Here is a 22,782-nt window from a genome sequence, read left to right on the forward strand (position 1 = left end):
GTTGTGCGAGCGTGACCTCGAAACGGGCACATAGCAGCAGGTGATGGGAATAAATCATGTTTGAACGCTTCACAGAAAAAGCAATAAAAGTAATCATGTTGGCCCAGGAAGAAGCTCGCCGCCTGGGTCACAACTTCGTAGGGACAGAACAGATCCTCCTGGGTCTGATCGGTGAAGGAACCGGGGTGGCAGCTAAAGTCCTCAAATCAATGGGCGTCAACCTGAAAGACGCTCGGATTGAAGTGGAAAAAATCATCGGGCGCGGTTCCGGCTTCGTAGCAGTCGAAATTCCGTTCACCCCTCGCGCCAAGCGGGTTCTAGAACTATCCCTAGAAGAAGCTCGCCAACTCGGACACAACTACATCGGTACCGAACACCTGCTGCTGGGCCTGATCCGCGAAGGTGAAGGAGTAGCGGCCAGAGTCTTGGAAAACCTGGGAGTAGACTTGTCGAAAGTCCGCACCCAAGTGATTCGGATGCTGGGAGAAACCGCAGAAGTCGCAGCGACTGGCGGCGGTGCCCGCACCAAAACCCCAACCCTCGATGAATTCGGCGCCAACCTGACTCAAATGGCGGTCGATGGCAAACTAGACCCAGTAGTCGGACGCCAAAAAGAAATCGAACGGGTAATTCAAATCCTCGGTCGCCGCACCAAAAATAACCCGGTACTCATCGGCGAACCCGGAGTCGGCAAAACGGCGATCGCCGAAGGCCTAGCCCAACGCATCGCTAACAACGACATCCCAGACATCCTCGAAGAAAAGCGCGTTGTTACCCTCGACATCGGCTTGCTCGTTGCCGGTACCAAATACCGGGGCGAATTTGAGGAACGCCTCAAAAAAATCATGGACGAAATCCGCACAGCGGGTAACGTGATTTTGGTGATTGACGAAGTGCACACTTTGATCGGTGCAGGTGCGGCTGAAGGGGCGATCGACGCAGCGAACATTCTCAAGCCGGCTTTGGCTAGAGGCGAGCTCCAGTGTATCGGTGCTACGACCCTCGACGAGTACCGCAAGCACATCGAGCGCGATGCAGCCCTAGAACGGCGCTTCCAGCCCGTTATGGTCGGTGAACCCACCGTTGACGAGACGATCGAGATTCTCTTCGGTCTGCGGGAACGCTACGAACAGCACCACAAGCTGAAAATCTTGGACACGGCCCTGGAAGCCGCAGCCAAACTCTCGCATCGTTACATCTCCGATCGCTTCCTCCCAGACAAAGCAATTGACTTGGTAGACGAAGCTGGTTCGAGAGTTCGCCTGATCAACTCCCAACTGCCCCCCGCAGCCAAAGAACTTGACAAAGAACTGCGCCAAGTCCTCAAAGATAAAGACGAAGCGGTGCGTTCTCAAGACTTTGACAAAGCCGGCGAATTGCGCGATCGGGAAATGACCATCAAAGCCGAAATTCGCGCAATTTCTCAAGCCAAAAAAACCGACTCGGCCCGCACTGGCGAAACCGACCCATCGCCAGTAGTCACCGAAGAAGATATCGCTCAAATCGTGGCAAGCTGGACGGGCGTCCCGGTCAACAAACTGACCGAATCCGAATCCGAAAAGCTGCTGCACATGGAAGATACCTTGCACCAGCGCTTGATCGGCCAGGAAGAAGCAGTGAAAGCCGTTTCCCGCGCCATCCGTCGCGCTCGCGTTGGCTTGAAAAATCCCAATCGCCCGATCGCCAGTTTCATCTTCTCCGGGCCCACAGGCGTCGGCAAAACCGAACTCACCAAAGCCCTAGCCGGCTACTTCTTCGGTTCGGAAGATGCGATGATTCGGCTGGATATGTCGGAGTACATGGAACGGCACACCGTCTCCAAACTCATCGGTTCCCCTCCGGGCTACGTCGGCTACAACGAAGGCGGCCAACTCACAGAAGCAGTCCGCCGCCGTCCTTACACCGTCGTGCTGTTCGACGAAATCGAAAAAGCCCACCCCGATGTCTTCAATATGCTGTTGCAAATATTGGAAGACGGCCGCTTAACAGATGCCAAAGGTCGCACCGTGGACTTCAAAAACACGCTGCTAATTATGACCTCAAACATCGGTTCTAAGGTGATTGAAAAAGGTGGCGGCGGTCTCGGTTTCGAGTTCAGCGACAACCAAGCCGATGCTAATTACAACCGCATTCGTTCTTTGGTTAACGAAGAGCTCAAAAACTACTTCCGCCCCGAATTCCTCAACCGACTGGACGAAATTATCGTCTTCCGCCAGTTGAACAAGGAAGAAGTCAAGGAAATTGCAGTCATCATGCTCAAAGAAGTGTTCGGTCGTTTGACAGAACAGGGAATCACCCTGGAAGTGACCGAAAAATTCAAAGAACGGCTGGTAGAAGAAGGCTACAACCCCAGCTACGGAGCCCGACCCCTGCGCCGCGCCATTATGCGCTTGCTGGAAGACAGCTTGGCTGAGGAAATCCTTTCTGGCCGCATCAAAGACGGCGACACCGCTGTTGTGGATGTGGGCGAGGACGGAATTGTTAAGGTGCTGCAAGGTCAAAAGCGGGAATTGCTGCCCCAAGGCGCTGAGTAAGTTTGAGTTGTGTGCGATCGCGAGTTAAGTTTGGAAATAACCAATCTCGTAATCGCAAACAACTCAAAATCCTCACATAAAAAAGGTAGAGAATTTAAATTCTCTGCCTTTTTTATGAGTTAATATCAACAGGAGACTTATTGCATAAATCTTTGATTGATAGGGGAAACCGCAGATGCAACACAGATGCTTTTCAAGGTTGCTTGCAAATGCCTGCACTTCACGTCTAGTAATTAACAGCGACATACTTCAATGGTAAGCTGTACTGCATTTAAATTGTATATTTTGGGCAGGTTCGCGTGTGCAGCCCGCTCATGATTTGATAATTTGTAGAGATGCAATTTAAATGCTGAGCGAGCTTAATTAGATAATTAGTGGCAACTATTTAGCGAGGACTTTCATGACATCTGAAAAAAAGAATTTGGGTACAGAAGTAGCAGAAAATCCGCCTGAAAGCTGGTGGCAGAAAGCGTGGAAGTCACAGCGAGAAAATCTTCAGATAGTGATTATTGCTTTGAGTTTAGCAATAGTGATTCGAGCCTTGGTCGCCGAACCGCGCTACATACCCTCAGATTCTATGGTACCCACTCTGCACGTGGGCGATCGGGTCGTAGTCGAAAAAATCTCCTACTACCTCGATCCTCCAAAAACTGGCGACATCGTAGTATTTGCCCCTCCCGCAAAGTTGCAAGAACAAGGCTTTACCCAAGACCAAGCATTCATCAAGCGGGTAATTGGCTTACCGGGTCAAACCGTCGCCGTTAAAAAAGGTTTAGTTTATCTCAACGATAAACCCCTCGACGAAAAATATATTGCTGAACCTCCTAAATACCAGTGGGGGCCTTATCGCGTCCCAGAAAATGAATACTTTGTGATGGGAGACAACCGCAACAACAGCAACGACTCCAGCAGGTGGGGATTTTTACCTAAGCAGAACATCATCGGCCGCGCTATAGTGCGGTTTTGGCCTCTAGAACGCATCGGTCAAGTTTGAAGTCAGTTGACAGTTGACTGTTGTCATCGCCAGCTCAATGCCCAATGCCCATCCCTTATGCTGTACGGAAATTTCTACTTATTCTTGCGCCTTAAGGGGTAGGGACTTCCTCCGGCAACTGATAAAATAGTAGAAAAAGCAGCGGGATTTCTCGCCTAGATCAAAATTAGTAGAATATTAAAAAATTAGGAAAGCTATGGGATTTTTTGATTCAGAAATTGTTCAGCAAGAAGCCAAGCTGTTGTTTGAAGACTATCAATCTCTCATCAAACTAGGTGGCAATTACGGAAAATTCGATCGCGAAGGCAAGAAAATGTTCATCGCTCAGATGGAATCAATGATGGAGCGCTACCGTATTTTTATGAAGCGCTTTGAGCTGTCGGAGGACTTCATGGCTCAGATGACTGTAGAGCAGTTAAAAACACAGCTCAATCAATTTGGCATCACGCCCCAGCAGATGTTTGAGCAAATGAACTCAACCCTGGAGCGGATGAAATCTGAGCTGGAAAAACAATCCTAGTGAGCAGAAGGAAGAAGGAAGAAGGAAAAAAAAGAAAGTATTCCCAATGCCCAATGCCCAATGCCCAATAACTAATGACTGATAATTAAGGCCGCTCAAAAGATGAAGCAGGTTTGAAACTTTCTGCGGGAACGCCTTCCAACGCTTGGCTCATAAAATCGCGCCAAACAGGGGCGACAATAGTACCGCCAGTAGCACCGTAGCTCATCGGTCTATAATTGTCGTTGCCCATCCAAACAGCCACCGACAACTGCGGCACGTAACCCACAAACCAGATATCCCGTTCTGAGGAAGTTGTACCAGTTTTCCCAGCAGCCGGCCGGCCAAGTTGAGCAGCCCTTGCTGTTCCGTTGTTAATTACCCCTTGCAGGGCGCTGTTGACAGATGCCGCCGCCCAGGAATTGAGAACTAATTTGGGTTTGGGCGTATTGTCGAGCAAGACGTTGCCACTGCTGTCAGTGACTTGCACGATAAACGTGGTGTCAGAATGCCAGCCGTTGTTGGCGAAGGTAGCAAAAGCTCCGGCCATTTCTAAAGGAGTTAGGTCAACGGCACCCAAGGGCAAAGAAATCACCGGTTCCATCGGACTTCTGATGCCGAGCACGCGGCAAATCTCAATCACTTTATTCAATCCGACTTCTTGGCCAAGCTTGACGGCGGGAATGTTCAGAGATACTTCCAAAGCTCTGCGGATGCTGACGGCACCGGAGAAGCCGCCGCCGTAGTTTTGAGGGTAGTAGTAGCCGTCGCCGTCGCGGTAGCCGACAGGGGAGTCGTATACAACTGAATCGGGGCTGTATTTGCCGCTAGCAAAGGCAGCGTAGTAGATAAAAGGTTTAAAAGAAGATCCGGGCTGACGGCGTGCTTGAATGGCGCGGTTGAACTGACTCTTTTCGTAATCGACGCCGCCAACCATTGCTTTGACGAAGTGGGTGCGGGGATCGACGGCGGCTAGGGCAATTTGACCTTCCTCGCGATCGTAAAACAGCCCTTGGTAGTAAAGCCGATTGTGCCACGCTTTGACTGTTTCTTCGGCTATGCGCTGCATTTTGAGGTCGATCGTGGTTTGAACGCGCATTCCTCCCTTAACCACGGCATCTCGCCCGAAACGCCTCGTTAGTTCCTGGACTACGGCTTGTGTTACGTAAGGAACTTGAGAGCCACCAAAAGAGGTAATTTTGCCTAGCTTAATTTTTTCCTGGCGGGCAGCAGTCTCTTGGGCCGGCGTAATCCATTTAAGATCCTTCATGCGGCCTAAAACGATTATTTGCCGCTCTTTTGCCAACTTGTAATTGACGAAAGGACTGTATTCTTCGGGGGCAGAAATTAAGCCAGCCAGCATCGCTGCTTCTGCAAGAGTCAAATTACTTGCTGATTTGTTGAAATAGCTTCGAGAGGCTGTCTCTACGCCGTACAAGTTGTGACCTAAGTAGATTTGATTCAGGTATAGTTGCAGAATTTGGTCTTTGTTGAGAATTTGCTCCAAGCGGATAGACATTACCGCTTCAGCTACCTTGCGACTAAATTTTGACTGGGGAGAAAGAAACAAGTTTTTGACTAGCTGCATAGTCATAGTCGAGCCGCCTTCAACGGTTCTACCTTTCTCTAGGTTGACTATCAGAGCTCGGGCTATCCCGCCGGGGTTGATGCCTTTGTGGGTGAAAAAGTTGCTATCTTCGATCGCCAGAACGGCTCGTTTCAGGTTCGGGGAGATTTGGTCAAGGGGTACGACATCCCGGTTGGCTTCGTCGTGGATGCTGGCTAGCGGCTTGCCGTTGATGTCGTAAATGTGGGTAGTTTCTGTGGGAGAGTAGGTTTGCAAGATCCGAACATCTGGCAAATTGCGGAAGCTGATCGCTAAGCCAACCAGTCCACCAGCGACTACGGAACTGGCAAGCATTGTCATGCTGAGTATGGTTCCGGCGGTCACTTTACTGACTGACTGAACAAACTCGAATACGGGGGCTGAGTTTTCCGTGTTATTGCGGACTGCGTTGGTTGACACGTGGATTTCACTTCCTCACTCGATTTGGGGTTTAAGACTTTTAATTTTAGATGCGAAACCTAGAGACTGTCAGTCGATTTTAGATTTTAGATTTTAGATTTATTTCACAGATGAATCTGGGAGTTTGAACAAGAGTCTAAAATTTGGGGATCTCCACGACTGTTGTCGGGGGCTGGTATCCGTTTTTGGGCGGGGTCAGCTAATGAAAGCCGGTCAGCTTTGGGATTATAGTAGCTTGATAGTTATGTTTTTATGCGTCAACCAGTGAGTGTAACTAATTCTGCTGCACTTTGGCAAAATAATATGATGGACGATCGCTCCCCGATGATAACTCCTAACCTTTCAGCGCTTTACCGCGGCGTCAGCGAGATTTTTCCAGATCGACCTGATTCTAGCAACCCTGACGAAAATTTAGCCCAACTGCTGGCAAAAGTCGATCGACCTTTGCGAGTCAAACTGGGAATCGACGCCACAGGGACCGACATTCACTTGGGACACAGCATTTGCTTCCGCAAGTTGAGAACTTTTCAGGATGCTGGTCACACAGCGGTACTGGTCATCGGAGATTTTACCGCAAGAATTGGCGATCCGACAGGGAAGTCGGAGACGCGCAGCCAGTTGACAGCCGAACAAGTGGCGGAAAATGCCAAGACTTATTTAGACCAAGTGCGTCCGATTCTAGATTTTGACACACCCGGACGTTTGGAAATTCGCTACAACTCCGAGTGGTTGTCGAAATTGGACTTGGCGAAGATTTTGGAACTGCTGAGGACGATGACGGTCCAGCAGATGCTTGCTAAAGAGGGATTTGATAACAGGATGCAGCAGGAAAATGCGATTTATCTGCATGAGTTTCTGTATCCACTAATGCAGGGTTACGACTCGGTGGCTTTGGAAGCTGATCTTGAGTTGGGGGGAACTGACCAAAAGTTTAATATTGCAGTGGGGAGAGATTTGCAGCGGCATTTTGGGATGAAACCGCAGTTTGGTTTGCTGATGCCGATTTTGATCGGGACTGACGGGGTGCAGAAGATGTCGAAGTCTTTGAACAATTATGTGGGTTTGTCGGAAGACCCGCTGACGATGTATTCTAAGTTGGAGAAAATTGCTGATAGTTCGATCGCCCAGTATTTTGAACTATTGACAGATTTGCCACTTGATGAATTACCAGAAAATCCGCGAGAAAAACAGAAACTTTTGGCTTTGGATGTGGTGCGCCAGTATCGCGGTTCGGAAGCAGCGGAACGCGCGCAACAAGATGCAATTGCGCTGGTTAAAGGTGCTGCAGGACAAGCTGATGCTGTGCCCGAGTTTTCTTTGGCAAGTGTGCAGTTTCCGGCTAAGTTGTTTTATATTCTGAGTGCTAGCGGGCTTTGTAAAAGCAGCGGTGATGCGCGGAAGTTGATGCAGGGCGGTGGGGTGAAGTTGGAGGGCGATCGGGTTTCTGATGTTAATCTTACTTTTGAATCACCTGCTGATTTATGCGGTAAGGTTTTGCAGGTTGGGAAGAATAAGTTTGTGCGATTGGTGTCTTGAATCTCTTTTTTAACCGCAGATGAATACTGAAGATGAACGCTGATGAACGCTGATAATCGAATTATTGTTGCTTTGGATGTTTCGAGTCAAGAAGAGGCGATCGCACTTCTGGACAAACTGCCTGATGTATCTTTCTGGAAAGTAGGTTTGGAACTGTTTGTGAGTTCCGGACCGGGGATTTTGGAAATTTTAAAACAGCGGGAAAAGCGGATTTTTCTCGATTTGAAGTTTCACGATATCCCGAATACTGTGGCTGGTGCTTGTCGTGCTGCTGCTAAGTATAATGTGGATTTATTAACTATCCATTCTACTTGTGGTAAGGATGCTTTGAAAGCGGCACAGTTGGCTTTGACTGAAGGGGCGGCGGCTGTGGATAAACCGAGTCCTAAGTTGATTGCAATTACGCTGTTGACGAGTTTGAATTCGCGACAGTTGGCTTTTGAGTTGAAAATACCTTTGGAGTTGCCGGAATTTGCTTTGCACATGGCATTGTTGGCTAAGGAAACGGGTTTAGCTGGTGCTGTTTGTTCTCCGCAAGAGGTGGAACAGTTAAGAATGAGTTGCGGGGATGATTTTGTGTTAGTTTGTCCCGGTGTGCGTCCGAAATGGGCCGATGGAGGCGATCAAAAGCGATCGATGACTCCGAAGGCGGCTTTGAAAGCTGGTGCGGATTATCTGGTGATTGGGCGGCCAATTACTGCTTCGGACGATCCGGCGGCGGCTTTTGCACGTATTTGTGAAGAGATTGAATAACAATATGAAGGTTTTTTAAAGCGCAGGTAAATACAGATGAACACAGATAAAATTTCATCAGCGTTGATCTGTGTTTATCTGCTAATATCTGCGGTAGAAACTCCGACTTTGGCAGTTAATTTGATAACAAATCATGCTAACCCTATGAATGCCAGTCGGTATGATTTGTTAGTGAGAGCGCCCGGTCCCGCTGATTTAGAAACTTTGGTCGATCGCCTGTTGCAAGATTTGCCTAGTTATGCTAATCGCGTAATTGTGCGATCGCACTTTTCTCCTAACACTAACACACCGCCCGGTTACGCGCTGCCTCAAATAATTTTAGCGGGCCGCCCGGAGTTTGAACCGTTACCTTTAAATTTTGAAGATGCACTTCCTGAAAATGCCATTCAAGTTTTCATTACTACTTTGGAACGGCACTATCGCGGGGAAAAACCAGTCGAGATAGAGCAATATCATTGGTTATTTTTCACTGAAACTGAGAACGGCTGGGAGTTAGTAAAAATTGTTTCTAGGTATGGTACGGTGGCGGAGGTGCGTCCTTTCTTCGGACAGGATAGTGAAAGCGAAATTGCTGAGGCTATTCGTTTGTGGTTGCGCGATTGTCAGGCAAAAAATAAGTTGTCTCGCAACTAAATTGTATTTTTTGGGCGGGCGAGACACCCAACCCCTACTCCCCACATGAAGTAATTTTTATTGTGGAACAGGCAAGATGCCTGTTCCTGACAGAAAATAATTTTATTGTGGAACAGGTCTCTTGCGGTTGGTTGTTGGTTGGGCTCTAATTAACAGTCGGGATTGGAGCGGCTTCATGTCTTTTGTTAGTTCTAACCCTTGGGTTGGAGTGCCGATGGTTGTAGGACTTATACCTGTGTCATTAGTTGTATCTCTTTTTTAAATAACACCTTTTTTTATAATATCTAGTATAATGTCCGCTGTTAATAAATCACGAGGTGGAAATAGATAAGTTGGAAATTCCGAAGATGTTTGACCTTCTAAATTAGGAAATACTCAATTCTAAATCAAAGGATAACCCGTCAAAAGTACATTGTGACCTAAGAATTTATCTTCATGATGCTCAGTATTTCAGCGTTTCCTTAACTCCGAGTTTGCTTGGCTCAAAGATAGAGACCATTCGACAGAATTTATGGAATACTGTGTAATACTCTTCCCCCCTATCAAGATCGTGCCAAAATCTTTGGCTGTGCATTGCTTCTCTTGCATAATAGCCAAATGTGTACAGTGCAATTTCCTTTTTCATTATACCAGACATAATCATAAAGTAAATCTCTTCCAAAAAGCAGATAAATACCTCTTTTTCCTGTTTTGTGACTAATATGCTGCTAGAGCTATCATGCAAAAGCTCACAGACTTTCTGGATTGACTCGTTCTCATCGAATCTTTTGCTCATCTCATGAAACTTCTCATATCTACTTATCCTATTGAGCTCTACGAACTCAAGAATGCCTTTCACAAAAGCTAGGATTCCTATTAGTCCACCAATAGCTTCAATAAAGTTTGTCATGATTATATATCAAGCGGGAAGAGATGATAATTATTCCCTATTATACTGATGATCGGCTGATCGGCAAAAAAGTCATGTTGGGGTTCACAGTATTTATACTTGTAGTAAAAGTAACACGCTCCCCATCTTGCGGGCGGGCGAGACGCCCAACCCGTACTCCCCACATGAAATAATTTTATTGTGGAACAGGCATCTTGCCTGTTCCTGACAGATGTCTCAGAAAATCCACGAATTTTCGGTTGAGGGATTTACCGTGGGGGGTGGGTTTACGAGATTATCTGTTTTAGGCAATTATTGTTCGTGAAACCCGCCCACACAAAGCACAAACAAAAAAATATTAGAATTGCTATTTTAATTCATCCAATTTAGCCTTGATAGCTTGCATATCTTGCCACATAAACCATTTCGGAGTTTCCGGTTCGCGGGAGGGGTTTCGCAGCAAGTAAGACGGGTGAAAAATTGGCATACACAAACGATTTTCCCATTCAATCCATTGACCTCGGATTTTACTAATGGGCCGCTTGTCGCTTAGCAAACCTTTGAGGGCTGTTGCACCAGTTAATAAAATAATTTTGGGGTTTAAGATGCGGATTTGTTCGAGCAAGTAGGGTTTACAGGCTTCGATTTCTTTTGCTGTTGGAGGGCGGTTGTTGGGAGGGCGACATTTGATGACGTTGGCAATGAATACGTCGGTTTCTGCACTCAATCCCACGGATTCTAAAATCTTATCTAACAGTTTGCCCGATCGCCCGACGAAGGGCAATCCGGTTTCGTCTTCGTTTTGTCCGGGCGCTTCTCCCACAATCAAAATTGAGGCTTGAGGATTGCCGCGCCCGATGACAGCGTGAGTGCGGCTGTTGCCCAATTCGCAGCGGTAGCAGCGGTTGCAGTGCTCGCCGATTTGTTCCATATTTTGATAAGTGCCGGGAGGAATAGGAATTTTGGCATTTGCTGGTATTGAGTCTGTTTGGAAAGTGGCACTTTGATTGTTGTCAAAAAGGCTGAGTTGCAAGTCGCTGGACATAAATTTTACAATTAGGGAGATATTTTGGAGTCTAGAGTTTATAGTTTAGATCGGGTTTGGTGATTTGAGATTGGCTAGATGTTTGTATGGGATGCTGTCGATCGCATAATCTCCAATTAACACTGGCACAATCTCCAATTGTTTGGTTGAGCTCGTACAGGCAAAAATATGTTCTCTAACCCGTTTTTTGACGATCGCGCCGATGCAGGCGAAAAACTGGCCGAGGCAGTGGTGGACGAGTTCGGCAAGTTGAGTTTAATGACACAGCAGGCGGTGAAACCGATTGTTTACGCCTTGCCGCGCGGGGGTTTGCCCGTTGCTGTGCCGATTGCGCGTCGCTTGGGCTGTCCTTTGGATGTGGTTGTTGCCAAGAAAATTACTCGCCCAGATAATTTAGAATTGGCGATCGGGGCTGCAACTGCTGATGGTCACGTCCTCTGGGAAAAGCAAAAGCAGCACAATTTACGCTTGCAAAAATCAGCATTGCCCCTGGCTCAAAATAATGCTCAATCTCTGCTGGCAGATTTGTCTCGTGGACGCCCAAATATCAGCGCGGCTGGGGCTTTGGCAATTTTGGTAGATGACGGCATTGCTACGGGGATGACGATGGCTGTGGCGGCTAAGGCTTTGGAGTCGCAGCAACCGCTGGCTTTGTGGATTTGCGCGCCTGTCGCCCCGGCAGATTTGATGGGATTTTTGGCCCAGATGGGCGATAAGTTGATCGTTCTGGAGACTCCTCACCCTTTTTACAGTGTCAGTCGCTTTTATGGGCAATTTCCGCAGGTTGAGACGGCGGAGGCTTTAAGGTGTTTGCAGCAACAAACTGAATGGCGATCGTAGGTTAAGCTAGAAGGCTAAATCTAAAAGCTCGATCGCTAACACATGAGACCTTGGCAATATTGGTTGGACACTTTGATTCTGTCTACTCAGCACAATCCGCCTCGCTTTGTTGAGTTGGTGATGTTGACTTTGGCGATGATTTTGCTCGGGCTGTGGAGTGTAACATTGCAGTGGCAGTATTTAACGCTGTCTCTGAGTTATATAATTGGTTCGTCTTTTTCAATTTTGGTGCGGGAATCTATCGGCCCACGGCCTCAATTTCAACTAACTCATCTGACAGCATTGTTGTTATTAATTATCAGTTTTTATAGTTTTGCTGAACTGATTAGATAGTTAAGGCAGTTTTGAGTTTTGAGTTTTGAATGGTAAGTGCTGGTTTTATACCCAGTTCGCCTTAAATATGCTCTTGATTTCTTAGCCACTCTGAGTTCGGACGAGAAGCAAGTGTAGTAGCGATTGAAATCGTCTAGTCTTCTCTACAGTCTCTACGGCTGATTGGATTGATGTAAAATTATGCGGTTGCCCGCAGGATCGAAGGCATAGATTTCTAGACCGTGAGAAGCTTTGATAATTTCTCCGTTGGGCGGATAACCTAAAGCCCAAATTCTGGCGATCGCAGTTTCGATATCGCTGACTTCCAAACACAGACTCATGCCTGTTTTTGCTCGATTTGCAAATTCCGATTTGTGGGAACCTTTGGGTTTGAATATACCGAGTCTTAAGCCTGGGAGTTGAAATTCCGCATAAGTATTGGGAATATAAGGGTTTGGCTCTATGTCGAGAAATTTTGTGTAAAATTTAACAAGAACTTCCTTATCAAGGTCTGCTAAAGTCACTAGGGCGGCGCTGTATTGGAAACTCATATAAATTGGTAATGGGGAATTGGTAATGGGAAATTAATAATATTATAACTTTCTATCTATTTAAAATCCTCCAATTCGTCCGACTATTTGGATTTTACCTTGTCGATCGCTTTTGAGAATCACAGCTTCGCCACTTTGCGGTACAATATCAGTGATAGCGGTAATATTTACTTGATGCGTTACCATAATAATTGCGCCTTTTGTGTTGCTATTATTAACAATTAATTGGCGAATTTCTGCTGTTTGTCTGGCTTCTTTGCTGCTGTCGCTAAAGAACGAGTTCAGCGCTGGGAACGGTTCGACTTTGCCTAAATTTATCAGTTTAGCTGTTTCCAAACACCGACACCACTGACTCGATAAAACTCTGGTCACTTTGATGTTGCGGTTGCGAAATTCGGTTCCAATTTGCTTGGCTTGGGTTCTTCCCTGTGCTGACAAATTGCGCTGGGTGGAACAGTCGCCCAACTTAAAGTTAGCAGGATCTCCCGTACCAGGGGCGATCGCGTGTCGCATTGCTACAACCAACCCTGTCTCCTCCCGCTGCAACAATTGCCACGCTGCTTGAGTTTGCGCGTTGGTTGCTGCGTTAGAACTTGCAGTTGCAGTAATTAAGCCGATCGACAATACTAAAGCTAGCGATCCGAAAAACCATTTCCAGTTGAGGTCAATTCGCGCAGCCATTGGTACAGAAGTTAGGAATTAACTTATCATATTATAATACAACAAATATTGCTCTATGGAACTCACCAATTTTATTGCTCTGTCTGTCATTATTGCCCTCGTGCTGGGGATTGGGTTTGGAACAATGACTTGGGCTTACTTCGGCAAGGGCAGCATTTCTGTACTCTTTAAAGAACCTATTTTAACTTACCCAGAATTTCCAGATACCGACAGTGGCAGTAAAGCTTCCGTTTATTTTCAACAAGGAATTGAGGCTTATCAGTCAGGAAAGTACCGCAAAGCAAAAGATAAATTTACCAGCGCTTTAGAACAACTTTCAACTTTGGCAGAAGCTTACCACAATCGTGCCTTGGCTTTTGCAAATTTGCGATCGGATGACGAGGCTGTTGCAGATTTGATCCGTGCCAGCGAATTATACCAACAGCAGGGGGCGGGATTTGCGATCGACACGATTAAACAAAATCTTGCAGCCTTGAAGCAGCGCAAGTTAGAACGAGAAAAACAAAAAGCAGTAGCGACATAAATTATTAGGTTTTGCCCGTGAAACTAAACCCAAACCTAGAGTTGTGGTCTTAAAAACCCGGCTTCTTTAATGCCTTGAGGCAAAGAAACCGGGTGGCTTTACAGAATTCATCTTAAAGTTGATCATCAAGATTTAACATTGTCCCGAACAGCTAAAATTTTCTGGCATCTTCTATTTGATCAATTTTAGAAATCAGCATTTCTCGGCTAGATGCCACAACTCGATAATTAGTAATTGGATCGTAACCTTCCCACTCTTGAGTCACTTCGCTGTCTTGCCAAAAAAACCATTCCCGGTAAATTTCGCCGTCATCAATGTCGCCGCACAAGGGAAGCCAATCATCTCCTCCCAAGCTCTCAAAATCTCCTCCTACTAAGTCAATCCAAGCTGTAAGGATACAAGAGTCAATTACATTATTATTAACAGTGACTGCGTTAGAGTGAAGAGAAGTTTCGGGAAAACAAAGTGTGGATTTCATAAGCTGTACCTGAATGTTATGTTATTAATTTATAAAAAAATCTTCTACGGCAGTGACAGCAGAAGGCCACTATCCTAACCTCCACAGTTCCCACCTCGAAAAACCTTGACACCCAAAGCGCTCAAATGCCCCGGCTGTATGACTTGAGACCGCTTTGAGTCAAGTCGCTACCGAGGCTAAATTGAGCCAATTTGCCAACTGGCATAGAACAAAGCCCGATCGACCAAATATTGTTGGCGAAGGCTCTCGCGCATTGAGGAGCGAAGACAGCGCGACTGCCAATTGTATACTTGGTAAGTTGGCGAGTTTCAGTACAGTTTTTGTGATAAAATTAACAGTAACTCGACTTTCGTATCGACAGCCCGGTTTGGTCAAAAGCTTTCCAACGGTGGTGCGATCGCCTGTTTTGATTTAGTGTTAATTTTGCGAAGTCTCGATCGACTGTTAGGGAAAAAAAATTATGCAAGCAACCAACCAAGAAAGAATTATCGATCTGATAATCCACTATACCAACGGCAAACAGCAACACTTCCAGTTCATTGCGCCAGAGGGAACAGTAGGAGAGCAAGCAACTTTAGGCACTCGCCTGCACAAAATGTTGACTGCAGACCCGATAATTCTCGAATTGGCAGATAAACTGGTAGTTATCCCAGTTCACAACATACAAAGTATTGAAATATCGCCGATTCCTTCCAAATTGCCAGAGGGTGTCCTTCATCCAATGCGAGAAATCTAGATATAGCTAAGGTGTTCTGCATCTAAATTCAATTGAAAAGGCGGGCAAGATGCCCACCCCACGCCAGCTTTTAATAAACATAAATGTCCCAATTAAAGGCGCGACAACTTATTACAGCTAACTGATTGAAATTACCCAAAAACTTGTCGATCGCAGGGACGATATATATATGTCGCGTGAGTGAGGGGAATAATTGCAGATTTCGCAGACTTTGACTTACCAGAAAAAATGCTAGAACTCCACTGTCACACTACTTATTCCGACGGCACTCTCACCCCTGCCGAACTCGTAGCCGCGGCCGCTTCATCGGGGGTTCGTGCCTTGGCCGTCACCGATCACGATACGATGTCCGGTTGGGATGAAGCCTTCGCCGCCGCTGCTTTGCACGGTATCGAAATAGTCCCCGGACTCGAACTCAGCACCGTTCACAACGGCCGTTCGCTGCACATTTTAGGTTTTTATCCCGATCCAAATAAATTGCGCGTTCCTTTGAACGAGCGCCTGGAAGGAAGGTTTCGCCGATCGCAGGAAATGGTCGAAAAATTAGCAGCAATGGGATACGCGATCGAACTCCCAAAAACATCCCCAGGAATGGCACCGGGACGGCCTCACATTGCCTCTGCGCTGGTAAGAGCCGGTCACGCGAAATCATCGCGGGAAGCATTCGATCGCTGGCTGGGAGATGACGGCCCGGCTTATGTTCATTACGAGAAATTCTCGATCGTCGAAGGCATTGGTTTACTGAAGAGTTGCGGCGCCGTACCAGTTTGGGCTCACCCTTATTTATTTCGCGGCGGTGCTGTTGAGGAAGTCTTAAAAGAATTAGTAGATGCTGGTTTAATGGGAGTTGAAGTATACCATCCCAGCCACAGTTCTAGCCAAATCCAAAAGTTGAAAGATTTGTGCCTTCATTACGGTTTGCTGGCAACTGGTGGCAGCGATTATCACGGCCCCGATCCTGAAAGGAAAGCTGCAGATAGCACCCAATTGAATATGCTGCATTTGTCGTTAGAATTGCTCGAACCAATTAAAGTTGCTGCGGCGAGTTTGAAATAGTTTTTTAGGACGAATTTTGCGGATGTATACAGTTGTCACAAAAAAATCCTTGGCTTTTTGAGTCACGAGTTTGCCGGAAGTAAATCATAAGAAAAAGACCGAGGTCAAGCAGAATATAAATTAATATGAAGTTAAAGGCAATTGCAGGGGAGTTAATTTTACAATGTTACTATAGCAACTTGCCAAACGGAGCTTATTATGAGTGCAGAAGACAGAGCTAAGGCGATCGGCAAAAATTTAGAAGGCAAAGCTCAGGAAATTTTCGGTAATATTACGGGCAACAGAAAAGACCAGGTTGAAGGCAAAGCCAAGCAAGCGGAAGCCTCCGCCCGCCACGCAGCAGAAGATGCTAAAGATGCTGTAAAAAATCTGACGAATAAAGCCAAAAGGTCGATCGACAAATTGTAGAAACCGCGCTATACCAAATCCTGGCTAATAGAATTCGCTTCATATCAAATCCTGTGTCATCAATTGGGTTTGATATGATTTATTTTTGGAATGTGCAGAAAACTGGGTGACTCCTGCGATATCCCTTCAAAAGCGCAGTGGAGAAGTCCCTATGATTTTTAATTTTACACCGGATTAATTTCGTAGTAAGGACTTCAGTCCTTATCGCATTGCCTTTTGGAAAAATTTTTGCTCAATTCTGCATAAAGCCGCCAAAACCTGCGATATCAGAGTATCAACACGCAAAAACTGGACTATGACGAGACATGATACCCCCGTCGAACCCTTAGCAGGTTTAGTTCCTGTAGCGGCAAGTTTCAGCTTGTTGCTTCCACCCACGGGTTGGGAACTCAAACCGATTTCGTTGACTTTGTTACTGTTGGCACGTTACAGCGCTATTTTCCCTGGGAAAATCGAATTATCTCGATGTCATCCGAACCTACCTGTGAACACCGACGAACAGTTACGCCAACTTCTACAACTCTTGAAAGACTCGCAAGAGGGGAGTAAGGAACAAGAAAGACTCAAAAATCAATTGTGCCAACTCATTCCCGATTTGCCCGGAATTCGCAAGCATCCTTATCCTAATATTGATTTAGAGGAAATGATGCAGGAAGCTTATTGCGGTTTTATCAAAACGCTTTCGGTATTTTTGCGGGCAATTGACCTCGACAATCTCGCTGCTGATGTGTTGCGAACCCGAGTAGTTCAGCGGTTCAATAAAACTCTCAAGAACAAAGTCTATGACCAATATCGCCGGATGCAGCAACAGATTTTTACTGTTAGTTTTGATGCTCCGATTACGAGCAACCCAGGTGAAAAAATTGAGGCTCAAGAACCGATAGACGATACCACTAGAAATGGGATTGAGCAACTCATCGAGAGAGAACAATCTCAAAATAAGCAGGGCATCGGCCGCAAACTATGGCAGTGTATTGAGGACGATCCGACGGGAGAACTGCGAAACAGTTATCCCAATGAAAAAATAGATAAGACTCAGCCAAACACTCCCGAAAATCGTCGCCCTCGACCGGATGCCAATTGTCACATACTGGCAGTGCGATTGCTGCTGAAAGACCCTCCTGATAAATTATCTGTAATTGCTAGAGAGTTAAATATTGACTATCAAACTCTCAACTCTCACTGGAAAAGAACAGGTTTTGAACTCGTCAAAGAGATTGGCAATAGAATTGCTAAAGAATGTGGATATCAACCGGAGGAATAATGGTGAATAGCATGGATACTTATTTGTTACAAATTCCTCTGGAGCAAACTGCCCGCAATTTAGCTCTGCAATTTGCTTCAGAGCAAGCTAATCCGCAAAAAGGCAAGCGGGTTTATTTCAATACCCTGGCGGTTTGGGCAGTTAACTATTTTTTGGAATGGATGGAAATGGAAACCGATATTGATGGCGGTGATAGTTGGAATCCAGCACTGCGGGCGGTTTTGGATGTCGGCGATTTGGTTTTGCCGGGGATTGGCAAGATAGAATGCTGTCCGGTTCAGCTTGGAGAATCGGCGATTTCTCTGCCGGAAGTGCGAGGAAACCGCATTGCATATATCGTCGTTCAATTTGCGGAACCTTTCGATAAGGTGAAACTTTTGGGCTTTATTCCGGCTGTGGAAATTATGGATAAAACTGAAGAATTTTCTCTAACTAATCTCAAACCAGTTGAGGAATTGTGGGATTATTTGGATCGGATTGAGTTGGCAATTCCGCTGTTGCAAGGTGAAATTGAAGAGTTGCTATCTGATTTGGGAGAAGATGACCCCGTACAAGCACAAGTTCGGGAGAATTTGCAAAACAAATCTATTTCGGAAATTGTGGCAATTTTGAATAAAGTTTTGCACAGTAGTGAGAAATCTGACTGGGGATATGAAGGGGGGAAGGCTTTAGCGGGAAGTGGTTCTAGCAGTGGAGGTTTGGGAAATAGAGATATATCTTTCTCTCGTGATAAATCTTCACCTGTTGAGAAAGCTTCAGATATTGAGGAGGATGTGAAAGCGGAACTGAATCTGATTGCTGAAGATTTGTTGGAGAAGTTAGCTGAGATTTGGGGAGATGGTGATGATTTTGCCTTGTCATAAATCGGCAATCTCCCAGAAATATGGATAAATTTCCATGACTTGTAGGGGCGGCTTCACTAACCATATCTGATAAAAATAAAAAATTTAAAAAAACCGCCCCTACAAGTCATCAATACGAAAAAAAAATTAAAATATTGCGTTTTTGGGTTTTTTGCATGGGGTGGGGGCGGGTTTTCGAGTTTGTTTGTTTTTGGCGCTAATGGTTGGTGAACCCGCCCTACAACATTCCAAAGACAAATATCTAGAATTTTTCAGGAATCTGCATAATTATCCCCCAAATTACCCATCGATATATATACAGAATAAAGGGAAACTCCAATGGACGAACAACGCCTCGTCGCCTATCTCCAACTGATTCAAGCCCTGCTTGAGTGCCCTAGCGGTACAGTAAATGATATTCTCAACGCCAATCGAGACTTAGTTGATGCCAATTTTGTGCAAGTCATGGAAGCGGAAGCGGAGAAGATGGCAGCAGAGGGCAACTCAAATGCAGCAGCTTGGTTGCAAAAACTAGCGGCACATTTGGCAAATTATGTCACCAGTACAGCAACTTCTGAAGAGTATTTTTCTTTCTTGATGGAGGTGTTGCAAGCAACGTCAGACAGTGGCGGAGATCCTCAAGTCGTTTATCCTATTTTACAACAAAAATTCGATAAATTGGATTTAAATTTTGCTCGAATATTACAAGCTTGGGCTACATCCACATTCACAGAAGTTACCTCAGAAGAAGCTGCAGCTATTGCAGCAGCTATTGTCTCTTTTGGCAATTTAATTAATCAGTTTCCTCTGGGGCGGCGGGCAGGGAATTTAGAAATAGGTATTGCTTGTTGTAGCGCAGCATCAGAAGTCTATACCCGCGAGAATTATCCCGAACACTGGGCAACGGTTCAAAACAATTTGGGGATGGCTTATAGTAACAGAATAGAAGGTGTCAGGGCTGCGAATATTGAAGAGGCGATCGCCTGTTATCGGGAAGCTTTAATAGTGTATACCCCTGAGAATTATCCCGAAAATTGGGCAGTGGCTCAAAACAATTTGGGGATTGCCTATAGGAACAGAATAGAAGGTGTCAGGGCTGCGAATATTGAAGAGGCGATCATCTGTTTTCGCTTAGCATTAAAAGTCTGTACCCGCGAGGATTATCCCGAACAATGGGCAATGACTCAAAACAATTTGGGGATTGCCTATAGTGACAGAATAGAAGGAGTCAGGGCAGAGAATATAGAAGAGGCGATCGCTTGTTATCGGGAAGCATTAAAAGTCTATACCCGCGAGGCTTATCCCGAAAAATGGGCAACGACTCAAAACAATTTGGGGAATGCCTATAGTGAGAGAATAGAGGGAGTCAGGGCGGCGAATATTGAAGAGGCTATCGCCTGTTATCGGAAAGCATTAAAAGTTCGTACCCCCGAGAATTATCCGGAACAATGGGCAGCGACTCAAAACAATTTGGGAATTGCCTATAATCACAGAAGAGAAGGAGTCAGGGCGGGGAATATTGAAGAGGCGACCGCTTGTTTTCGCTTAGCATTAAAAGTCTATACCCGCGAGGATTTTTCCGAAAAATGGGCAACGACTCAAAACAATTTGGGGATTGCCTATAATGACAGAAGAGAAGGAGTCAGGGCGGGGAATATTGAAGAGGCGATCGCTTGTTATCGGGAAGCCTTAAAAGTCCGTACCCGCGAGGCTTATCCCGAAGATTGGGCAGGGACTCAAAACAATTTGGGGACTGCCTATAGTGAGAGAAGAGAAGGAGTCAGGGCGGCGAATATAGAAGAGGCGATCGCTTGTTATTGGGAAGCATTAAAAGTCGCTACCCGCGAAAATTATCCCGAATATTGGGCAATGACTCAACACAATTTGGGTCTTACCTATAGTGAGAGAAGAGAAGGAGTCAGGGCGACGAATATAGAAGAGGCGATCTCCTATTTTCGCTTAGCATTAGAAATTCGCACTCCTACTGCTTTCCCTTTAGACTGCTTGCAATCAGGTAGAAACCTCGGCAATACCGCTTTCACTGCTGGTTTTTGGGATATCGCCCTGGAAGGATTCGAGAAAGCAATTCAAGCAGTAGAAAAAAGCAGAAGTTGGGCAACTTCCGACGATATCCGCCAGCAGATTTTAGCTGAATCTATAGGTGTTTACGAAAAGGCTATTCAAGCTTGCGTCAACAGCAACCAACTGGAAAAAGCCATAGAATATTGCGACAGAACCCGTGCTCAGCGGTTAGTCGATTTAATGCACAGCAATGATTTGTATGCTAGCGGCAAAATTCTGCCCGCAGTGCAAAAGTATTTGGAGGAATTTGAGGCGAAGCAGCGGGAAATTGACGCAGAAGTTGAACAACTCCGCAAACCTTCTGAAGGCAATAAAGAATTAGCCAGTGTGGCGAGTCAGTCGCGCAGTCGGGCAGATTTGTCTGCTTACACGGAGAAGATTCAAGAATTGGAAGGGGAGAAACAGCAAATCTGGGAAAACATTCGCAGTTTAGATCCTGTTTTAGCTGGACAAGTTCAAGTCGATCCGATGGAGTTTGCGGCGATGCAGCAACTCATTGACAATTCGCAGACGGCGATTCTCTGTTTTTACACGACGGATGATGATACTCATGTTTTTGTGATTTACAAGGATCAAGCGCCGCAGATTCACACTTGTCAGGGAGAGGGTTTGGCAACTTTTCAGAATTGGATTGGTCAGAGTTGGTTGTCGCCTTATTTGCAGGATAGGAAAATTTGGCAACAGGGGATGGGTGAGTTTTTGTCTCAGTTGTCGCAGCGGTTGAAAGTTGATGAGTTGATTGGTAATTGTTTGGATGGAATTGAGGAATTGATTGTGATTCCGCATCTGTTTTTGCATCAGATTCCGCTGGCGGCATTGCCGATAGAACCTCCCCAACCGAGGGCGGGCACGGGGGCACCGCCCCTACTAAGGGTGTTCCTTGGTGACAAATTCCTAATTCGTTACGTGCCCAGTTGCCGAATCTTGGAGTATTGCAATCAACGCCCAACCATCGAATCGCCGAAATACGGGATTGTGGAAAATGCCACGGATGACTTGTACTTCACTCCTTTTGAGTGCGAACAAATTGCCGAAATTGTGACCAAACCTGAGCGCTTAAAAGGAAGTCAAGAAGCAACAGTCGCAGCCTATCGAAACCTCGCCCAAAATGTGAATGTAATGCACTCCAGTCACCACGCTGTCTCGCGTTTGGAAAATCCTTTAGAATCGCGATTGTTTTTAGGAGATGGCAGTATCACGTTAGGGGAATTGATGACACCTGGTTGGCGCTTGCCACAGTTATCCGATGTGTTTATGTCCTGCTGCGAAACTAATTTAGGAGGGACGGAAATTACCGATAATCTTCTTAGTTTGGGAACGGTTTTTTTGTGTGCGGGTGCTCGGAGTGTGGTCAGCACTTTGTGGGCGGTGGATGATTTTGCTACTTCGCTGTTTTCGATTTTTTACTATCAGTATCGTCGGGAAGCTTTGAGTCGTCCAGAGGCTTTGCGACGGGCACAGGTGAGGTTGCGGACAATTTCGGGTGCGGAGTTGAAAGAGCTTTATCACCCGCAAATCGATCCGTTGCTTCAGAGAATTATTGGGGATTTAAATTCAAAATTGGCTGTGGTTCAAAAGGAAAAACAAAAGTTAAAATTGCGGCAGAAATCCTACCACAAGGAGACGGATGAGTTTAATAAGTTGGGGGCGGATTTGAAGAAAATAACGAAGCGGGAAAATCAGATTCAGAAACAGAAGAAAGGATATGAAAGTTTAAAAGAAAATATTTACACTATGTCAAATCCTTTTGATGATTTGAGTTATTGGTCGGGGTTTATTTGTCAGGGTTTGCATTGACTAGACTGACGCACTCCGGCTGAAGAAACCGGGTTTTTTACCGAATCTTTCGGCTGCAATGCGTCTTTTCGTAGAAAAACCCGGTTTCTGGGCTCCCATGCTAAATCCTATGAATTTAACACTCCTCATAGCGAGGACTTTCGCTATGAGACAGGTAATTAATTCCCTGTGGGACTTTCGGCAAAACGCGCTATTTCACCTACATTAGTCCGAGTTTATCTCTGGTTAAAAATCGGGTTCTGCGGCTAAAAGCTCGATCGACAAATCCATCTGTTCCTTCCCCCGCGCCAAAAATCTTTCGCACTCCTGCCAACACTCCACAGC

The 22,782-nt window shown here is 45.9% G+C and carries 22 protein-coding genes; 16 read left to right on the plus strand and 6 right to left on the minus strand.

Going from position 1 to position 22,782, the window contains the following annotated elements; translation table 11 throughout:
* Positions 1–56: 56 nt before the first annotated feature.
* The 3 genes from QUA38_RS08750 to QUA38_RS08760 all read left to right on the plus strand — a co-directional run bounded on the left by QUA38_RS08750 (position 57) and on the right by QUA38_RS08760 (position 4,048).
* Positions 57–2,534, plus strand: a complete 2,478-nt coding sequence (locus QUA38_RS08750) for an ATP-dependent Clp protease ATP-binding subunit (protein WP_006632591.1) — start codon at positions 57–59, stop codon at positions 2,532–2,534.
* Positions 2,535–2,934: 400 nt separating this feature from the next.
* Positions 2,935–3,528 carry a signal peptidase I gene (gene lepB, locus QUA38_RS08755; RefSeq protein ID WP_333160922.1) on the plus strand — a complete coding sequence of 198 codons (594 nt, stop codon included), beginning with the start codon at positions 2,935–2,937 and terminating at the stop codon, positions 3,526–3,528.
* A 196-nt stretch (positions 3,529–3,724) separates the two neighbouring features.
* On the plus strand, positions 3,725–4,048 hold the full coding sequence (locus QUA38_RS08760) for a DUF1825 family protein (RefSeq protein WP_006632589.1): 324 nt from the start codon (positions 3,725–3,727) through the stop codon (positions 4,046–4,048).
* Between the two features lie 85 nt (positions 4,049–4,133).
* On the opposite strand, the gene QUA38_RS08765 is transcribed toward QUA38_RS08760, so the two are convergent.
* Positions 4,134–6,053 (minus strand): transglycosylase domain-containing protein, encoded by a 1,920-nt coding sequence (locus QUA38_RS08765; protein WP_333160924.1) that lies wholly within the window; start codon positions 6,051–6,053, stop codon positions 4,134–4,136.
* A gap of 303 nt (positions 6,054–6,356) precedes the next feature.
* Between QUA38_RS08765 and tyrS the strand changes: the two genes are divergently transcribed.
* Genes tyrS through QUA38_RS08780 form a run of 3 tightly spaced genes read left to right on the plus strand, consistent with a single transcriptional unit; the run spans position 6,357 to position 8,975 of the window.
* Complete coding sequence (gene tyrS / locus QUA38_RS08770; protein ID WP_333160955.1) at positions 6,357–7,589, plus strand: tyrosine--tRNA ligase; 1,233 nt, start codon at positions 6,357–6,359, stop codon at positions 7,587–7,589.
* Between the two features lie 42 nt (positions 7,590–7,631).
* The gene (gene pyrF / locus QUA38_RS08775) at positions 7,632–8,342 is read left to right on the plus strand and encodes an orotidine-5'-phosphate decarboxylase (protein WP_333160926.1); all 711 of its coding nucleotides are present in this window, start codon (positions 7,632–7,634) and stop codon (positions 8,340–8,342) included.
* 36 nt (positions 8,343–8,378) lie between these two features.
* The gene (locus tag QUA38_RS08780; protein WP_333160928.1) at positions 8,379–8,975 is read left to right on the plus strand and encodes a hypothetical protein; all 597 of its coding nucleotides are present in this window, start codon (positions 8,379–8,381) and stop codon (positions 8,973–8,975) included.
* Positions 8,976–9,417: 442 nt separating this feature from the next.
* On the opposite strand, the gene QUA38_RS08785 is transcribed toward QUA38_RS08780, so the two are convergent.
* A complete protein-coding gene (locus QUA38_RS08785; RefSeq protein WP_333160930.1) occupies positions 9,418–9,864 on the minus strand; it encodes a hypothetical protein in 447 nt (148 codons plus the stop codon).
* A 346-nt stretch (positions 9,865–10,210) separates the two neighbouring features.
* Positions 10,211–10,888 (minus strand): uracil-DNA glycosylase, encoded by a 678-nt coding sequence (locus QUA38_RS08790; RefSeq protein ID WP_333160932.1) that lies wholly within the window; start codon positions 10,886–10,888, stop codon positions 10,211–10,213.
* A 168-nt stretch (positions 10,889–11,056) separates the two neighbouring features.
* Between QUA38_RS08790 and QUA38_RS08795 the strand changes: the two genes are divergently transcribed.
* On the plus strand, positions 11,057–11,728 hold the full coding sequence (locus QUA38_RS08795) for a phosphoribosyltransferase family protein (protein ID WP_333160934.1): 672 nt from the start codon (positions 11,057–11,059) through the stop codon (positions 11,726–11,728).
* Positions 11,729–11,791: 63 nt separating this feature from the next.
* Positions 11,792–12,061: a hypothetical protein gene (locus tag QUA38_RS08800; protein ID WP_445243035.1), complete on the plus strand. Its 270-nt coding sequence runs from the start codon at positions 11,792–11,794 to the stop codon at positions 12,059–12,061.
* A gap of 152 nt (positions 12,062–12,213) precedes the next feature.
* Here QUA38_RS08800 and QUA38_RS08805 read toward each other — a convergent pair whose 3' ends face one another.
* Positions 12,214–12,591 carry a VOC family protein gene (locus tag QUA38_RS08805; RefSeq protein WP_333160936.1) on the minus strand — a complete coding sequence of 126 codons (378 nt, stop codon included), beginning with the start codon at positions 12,589–12,591 and terminating at the stop codon, positions 12,214–12,216.
* 60 nt (positions 12,592–12,651) lie between these two features.
* The gene (locus tag QUA38_RS08810) at positions 12,652–13,272 is read right to left on the minus strand and encodes a histidine phosphatase family protein (RefSeq protein WP_333160938.1); all 621 of its coding nucleotides are present in this window, start codon (positions 13,270–13,272) and stop codon (positions 12,652–12,654) included.
* Positions 13,273–13,327: 55 nt separating this feature from the next.
* On the opposite strand from QUA38_RS08810, the gene QUA38_RS08815 reads away from it, so the two are divergent.
* Positions 13,328–13,795, plus strand: coding sequence for a hypothetical protein (locus QUA38_RS08815; RefSeq protein ID WP_333160940.1), 468 nt, complete (start codon positions 13,328–13,330; stop codon positions 13,793–13,795).
* A gap of 151 nt (positions 13,796–13,946) precedes the next feature.
* Here the strand turns inward: QUA38_RS08815 and QUA38_RS08820 are convergent, their stop codons facing one another.
* Complete coding sequence (locus QUA38_RS08820; protein WP_333160941.1) at positions 13,947–14,273, minus strand: hypothetical protein; 327 nt, start codon at positions 14,271–14,273, stop codon at positions 13,947–13,949.
* 154 nt (positions 14,274–14,427) lie between these two features.
* Between QUA38_RS08820 and QUA38_RS08825 the strand changes: the two genes are divergently transcribed.
* The 7 genes from QUA38_RS08825 (at position 14,428) to QUA38_RS08855 (ending at position 22,458) form a co-directional block, all read left to right on the plus strand.
* On the plus strand, positions 14,428–14,688 hold the full coding sequence (locus QUA38_RS08825) for a hypothetical protein (RefSeq protein WP_333160943.1): 261 nt from the start codon (positions 14,428–14,430) through the stop codon (positions 14,686–14,688).
* Between the two features lie 45 nt (positions 14,689–14,733).
* Positions 14,734–15,009 (plus strand): hypothetical protein, encoded by a 276-nt coding sequence (locus tag QUA38_RS08830; protein WP_333160945.1) that lies wholly within the window; start codon positions 14,734–14,736, stop codon positions 15,007–15,009.
* Positions 15,010–15,237: 228 nt separating this feature from the next.
* Positions 15,238–16,065 carry a PHP domain-containing protein gene (locus QUA38_RS08835; protein ID WP_333160947.1) on the plus strand — a complete coding sequence of 276 codons (828 nt, stop codon included), beginning with the start codon at positions 15,238–15,240 and terminating at the stop codon, positions 16,063–16,065.
* A gap of 198 nt (positions 16,066–16,263) precedes the next feature.
* Positions 16,264–16,473, plus strand: coding sequence for a CsbD family protein (locus tag QUA38_RS08840; RefSeq protein WP_190733750.1), 210 nt, complete (start codon positions 16,264–16,266; stop codon positions 16,471–16,473).
* A gap of 295 nt (positions 16,474–16,768) precedes the next feature.
* Positions 16,769–17,737: a hypothetical protein gene (locus QUA38_RS08845; RefSeq protein ID WP_333160949.1), complete on the plus strand. Its 969-nt coding sequence runs from the start codon at positions 16,769–16,771 to the stop codon at positions 17,735–17,737.
* Positions 17,713–18,600, plus strand: coding sequence for a DUF1822 family protein (locus QUA38_RS08850; RefSeq protein ID WP_333160951.1), 888 nt, complete (start codon positions 17,713–17,715; stop codon positions 18,598–18,600). Before QUA38_RS08845 ends, QUA38_RS08850 begins: the two co-directional genes overlap by 25 nt.
* Positions 18,601–18,918: 318 nt before the next feature.
* Complete coding sequence (locus QUA38_RS08855) at positions 18,919–22,458, plus strand: CHAT domain-containing protein (RefSeq protein WP_333160953.1); 3,540 nt, start codon at positions 18,919–18,921, stop codon at positions 22,456–22,458.
* The last annotated feature ends 324 nt before the right edge of the window (positions 22,459–22,782 follow it).

It is taken from the genome of Microcoleus sp. Pol12B4, assembly GCF_036701385.1.
GTDB lineage: Bacteria > Cyanobacteriota > Cyanobacteriia > Cyanobacteriales > Microcoleaceae > Microcoleus.

Bases quoted from the DNA above. Each gene is read 5' to 3' on its own strand.
- QUA38_RS08750 (WP_006632591.1), top strand. From the start codon at position 57: ATGTTTGAACGCTTCACAGAAAAAGCAATAAAAGTAATCATGTTGGCC.
- lepB (WP_333160922.1), top strand. From the start codon at position 2,935: ATGACATCTGAAAAAAAGAATTTGGGTACAGAAGTAGCAGAAAATCCG.
- QUA38_RS08760 (WP_006632589.1), top strand. From the start codon at position 3,725: ATGGGATTTTTTGATTCAGAAATTGTTCAGCAAGAAGCCAAGCTGTTG.
- tyrS (WP_333160955.1), top strand. From the start codon at position 6,357: ATGATGGACGATCGCTCCCCGATGATAACTCCTAACCTTTCAGCGCTT.
- pyrF (WP_333160926.1), top strand. From the start codon at position 7,632: ATGAACGCTGATAATCGAATTATTGTTGCTTTGGATGTTTCGAGTCAA.
- QUA38_RS08780 (WP_333160928.1), top strand. From the start codon at position 8,379: ATGAACACAGATAAAATTTCATCAGCGTTGATCTGTGTTTATCTGCTA.
- QUA38_RS08785 (WP_333160930.1), bottom strand. From the start codon at position 9,864: ATGACAAACTTTATTGAAGCTATTGGTGGACTAATAGGAATCCTAGCT.
- QUA38_RS08790 (WP_333160932.1), bottom strand. From the start codon at position 10,888: ATGTCCAGCGACTTGCAACTCAGCCTTTTTGACAACAATCAAAGTGCC.
- QUA38_RS08795 (WP_333160934.1), top strand. From the start codon at position 11,057: ATGTTCTCTAACCCGTTTTTTGACGATCGCGCCGATGCAGGCGAAAAA.
- QUA38_RS08805 (WP_333160936.1), bottom strand. From the start codon at position 12,591: ATGAGTTTCCAATACAGCGCCGCCCTAGTGACTTTAGCAGACCTTGAT.
- QUA38_RS08810 (WP_333160938.1), bottom strand. From the start codon at position 13,272: ATGGCTGCGCGAATTGACCTCAACTGGAAATGGTTTTTCGGATCGCTA.
- QUA38_RS08815 (WP_333160940.1), top strand. From the start codon at position 13,328: ATGGAACTCACCAATTTTATTGCTCTGTCTGTCATTATTGCCCTCGTG.
- QUA38_RS08820 (WP_333160941.1), bottom strand. From the start codon at position 14,273: ATGAAATCCACACTTTGTTTTCCCGAAACTTCTCTTCACTCTAACGCA.
- QUA38_RS08830 (WP_333160945.1), top strand. From the start codon at position 14,734: ATGCAAGCAACCAACCAAGAAAGAATTATCGATCTGATAATCCACTAT.
- QUA38_RS08835 (WP_333160947.1), top strand. From the start codon at position 15,238: ATGCTAGAACTCCACTGTCACACTACTTATTCCGACGGCACTCTCACC.
- QUA38_RS08840 (WP_190733750.1), top strand. From the start codon at position 16,264: ATGAGTGCAGAAGACAGAGCTAAGGCGATCGGCAAAAATTTAGAAGGC.
- QUA38_RS08845 (WP_333160949.1), top strand. From the start codon at position 16,769: ATGACGAGACATGATACCCCCGTCGAACCCTTAGCAGGTTTAGTTCCT.
- QUA38_RS08850 (WP_333160951.1), top strand. From the start codon at position 17,713: ATGTGGATATCAACCGGAGGAATAATGGTGAATAGCATGGATACTTAT.
- QUA38_RS08855 (WP_333160953.1), top strand. From the start codon at position 18,919: ATGGACGAACAACGCCTCGTCGCCTATCTCCAACTGATTCAAGCCCTG.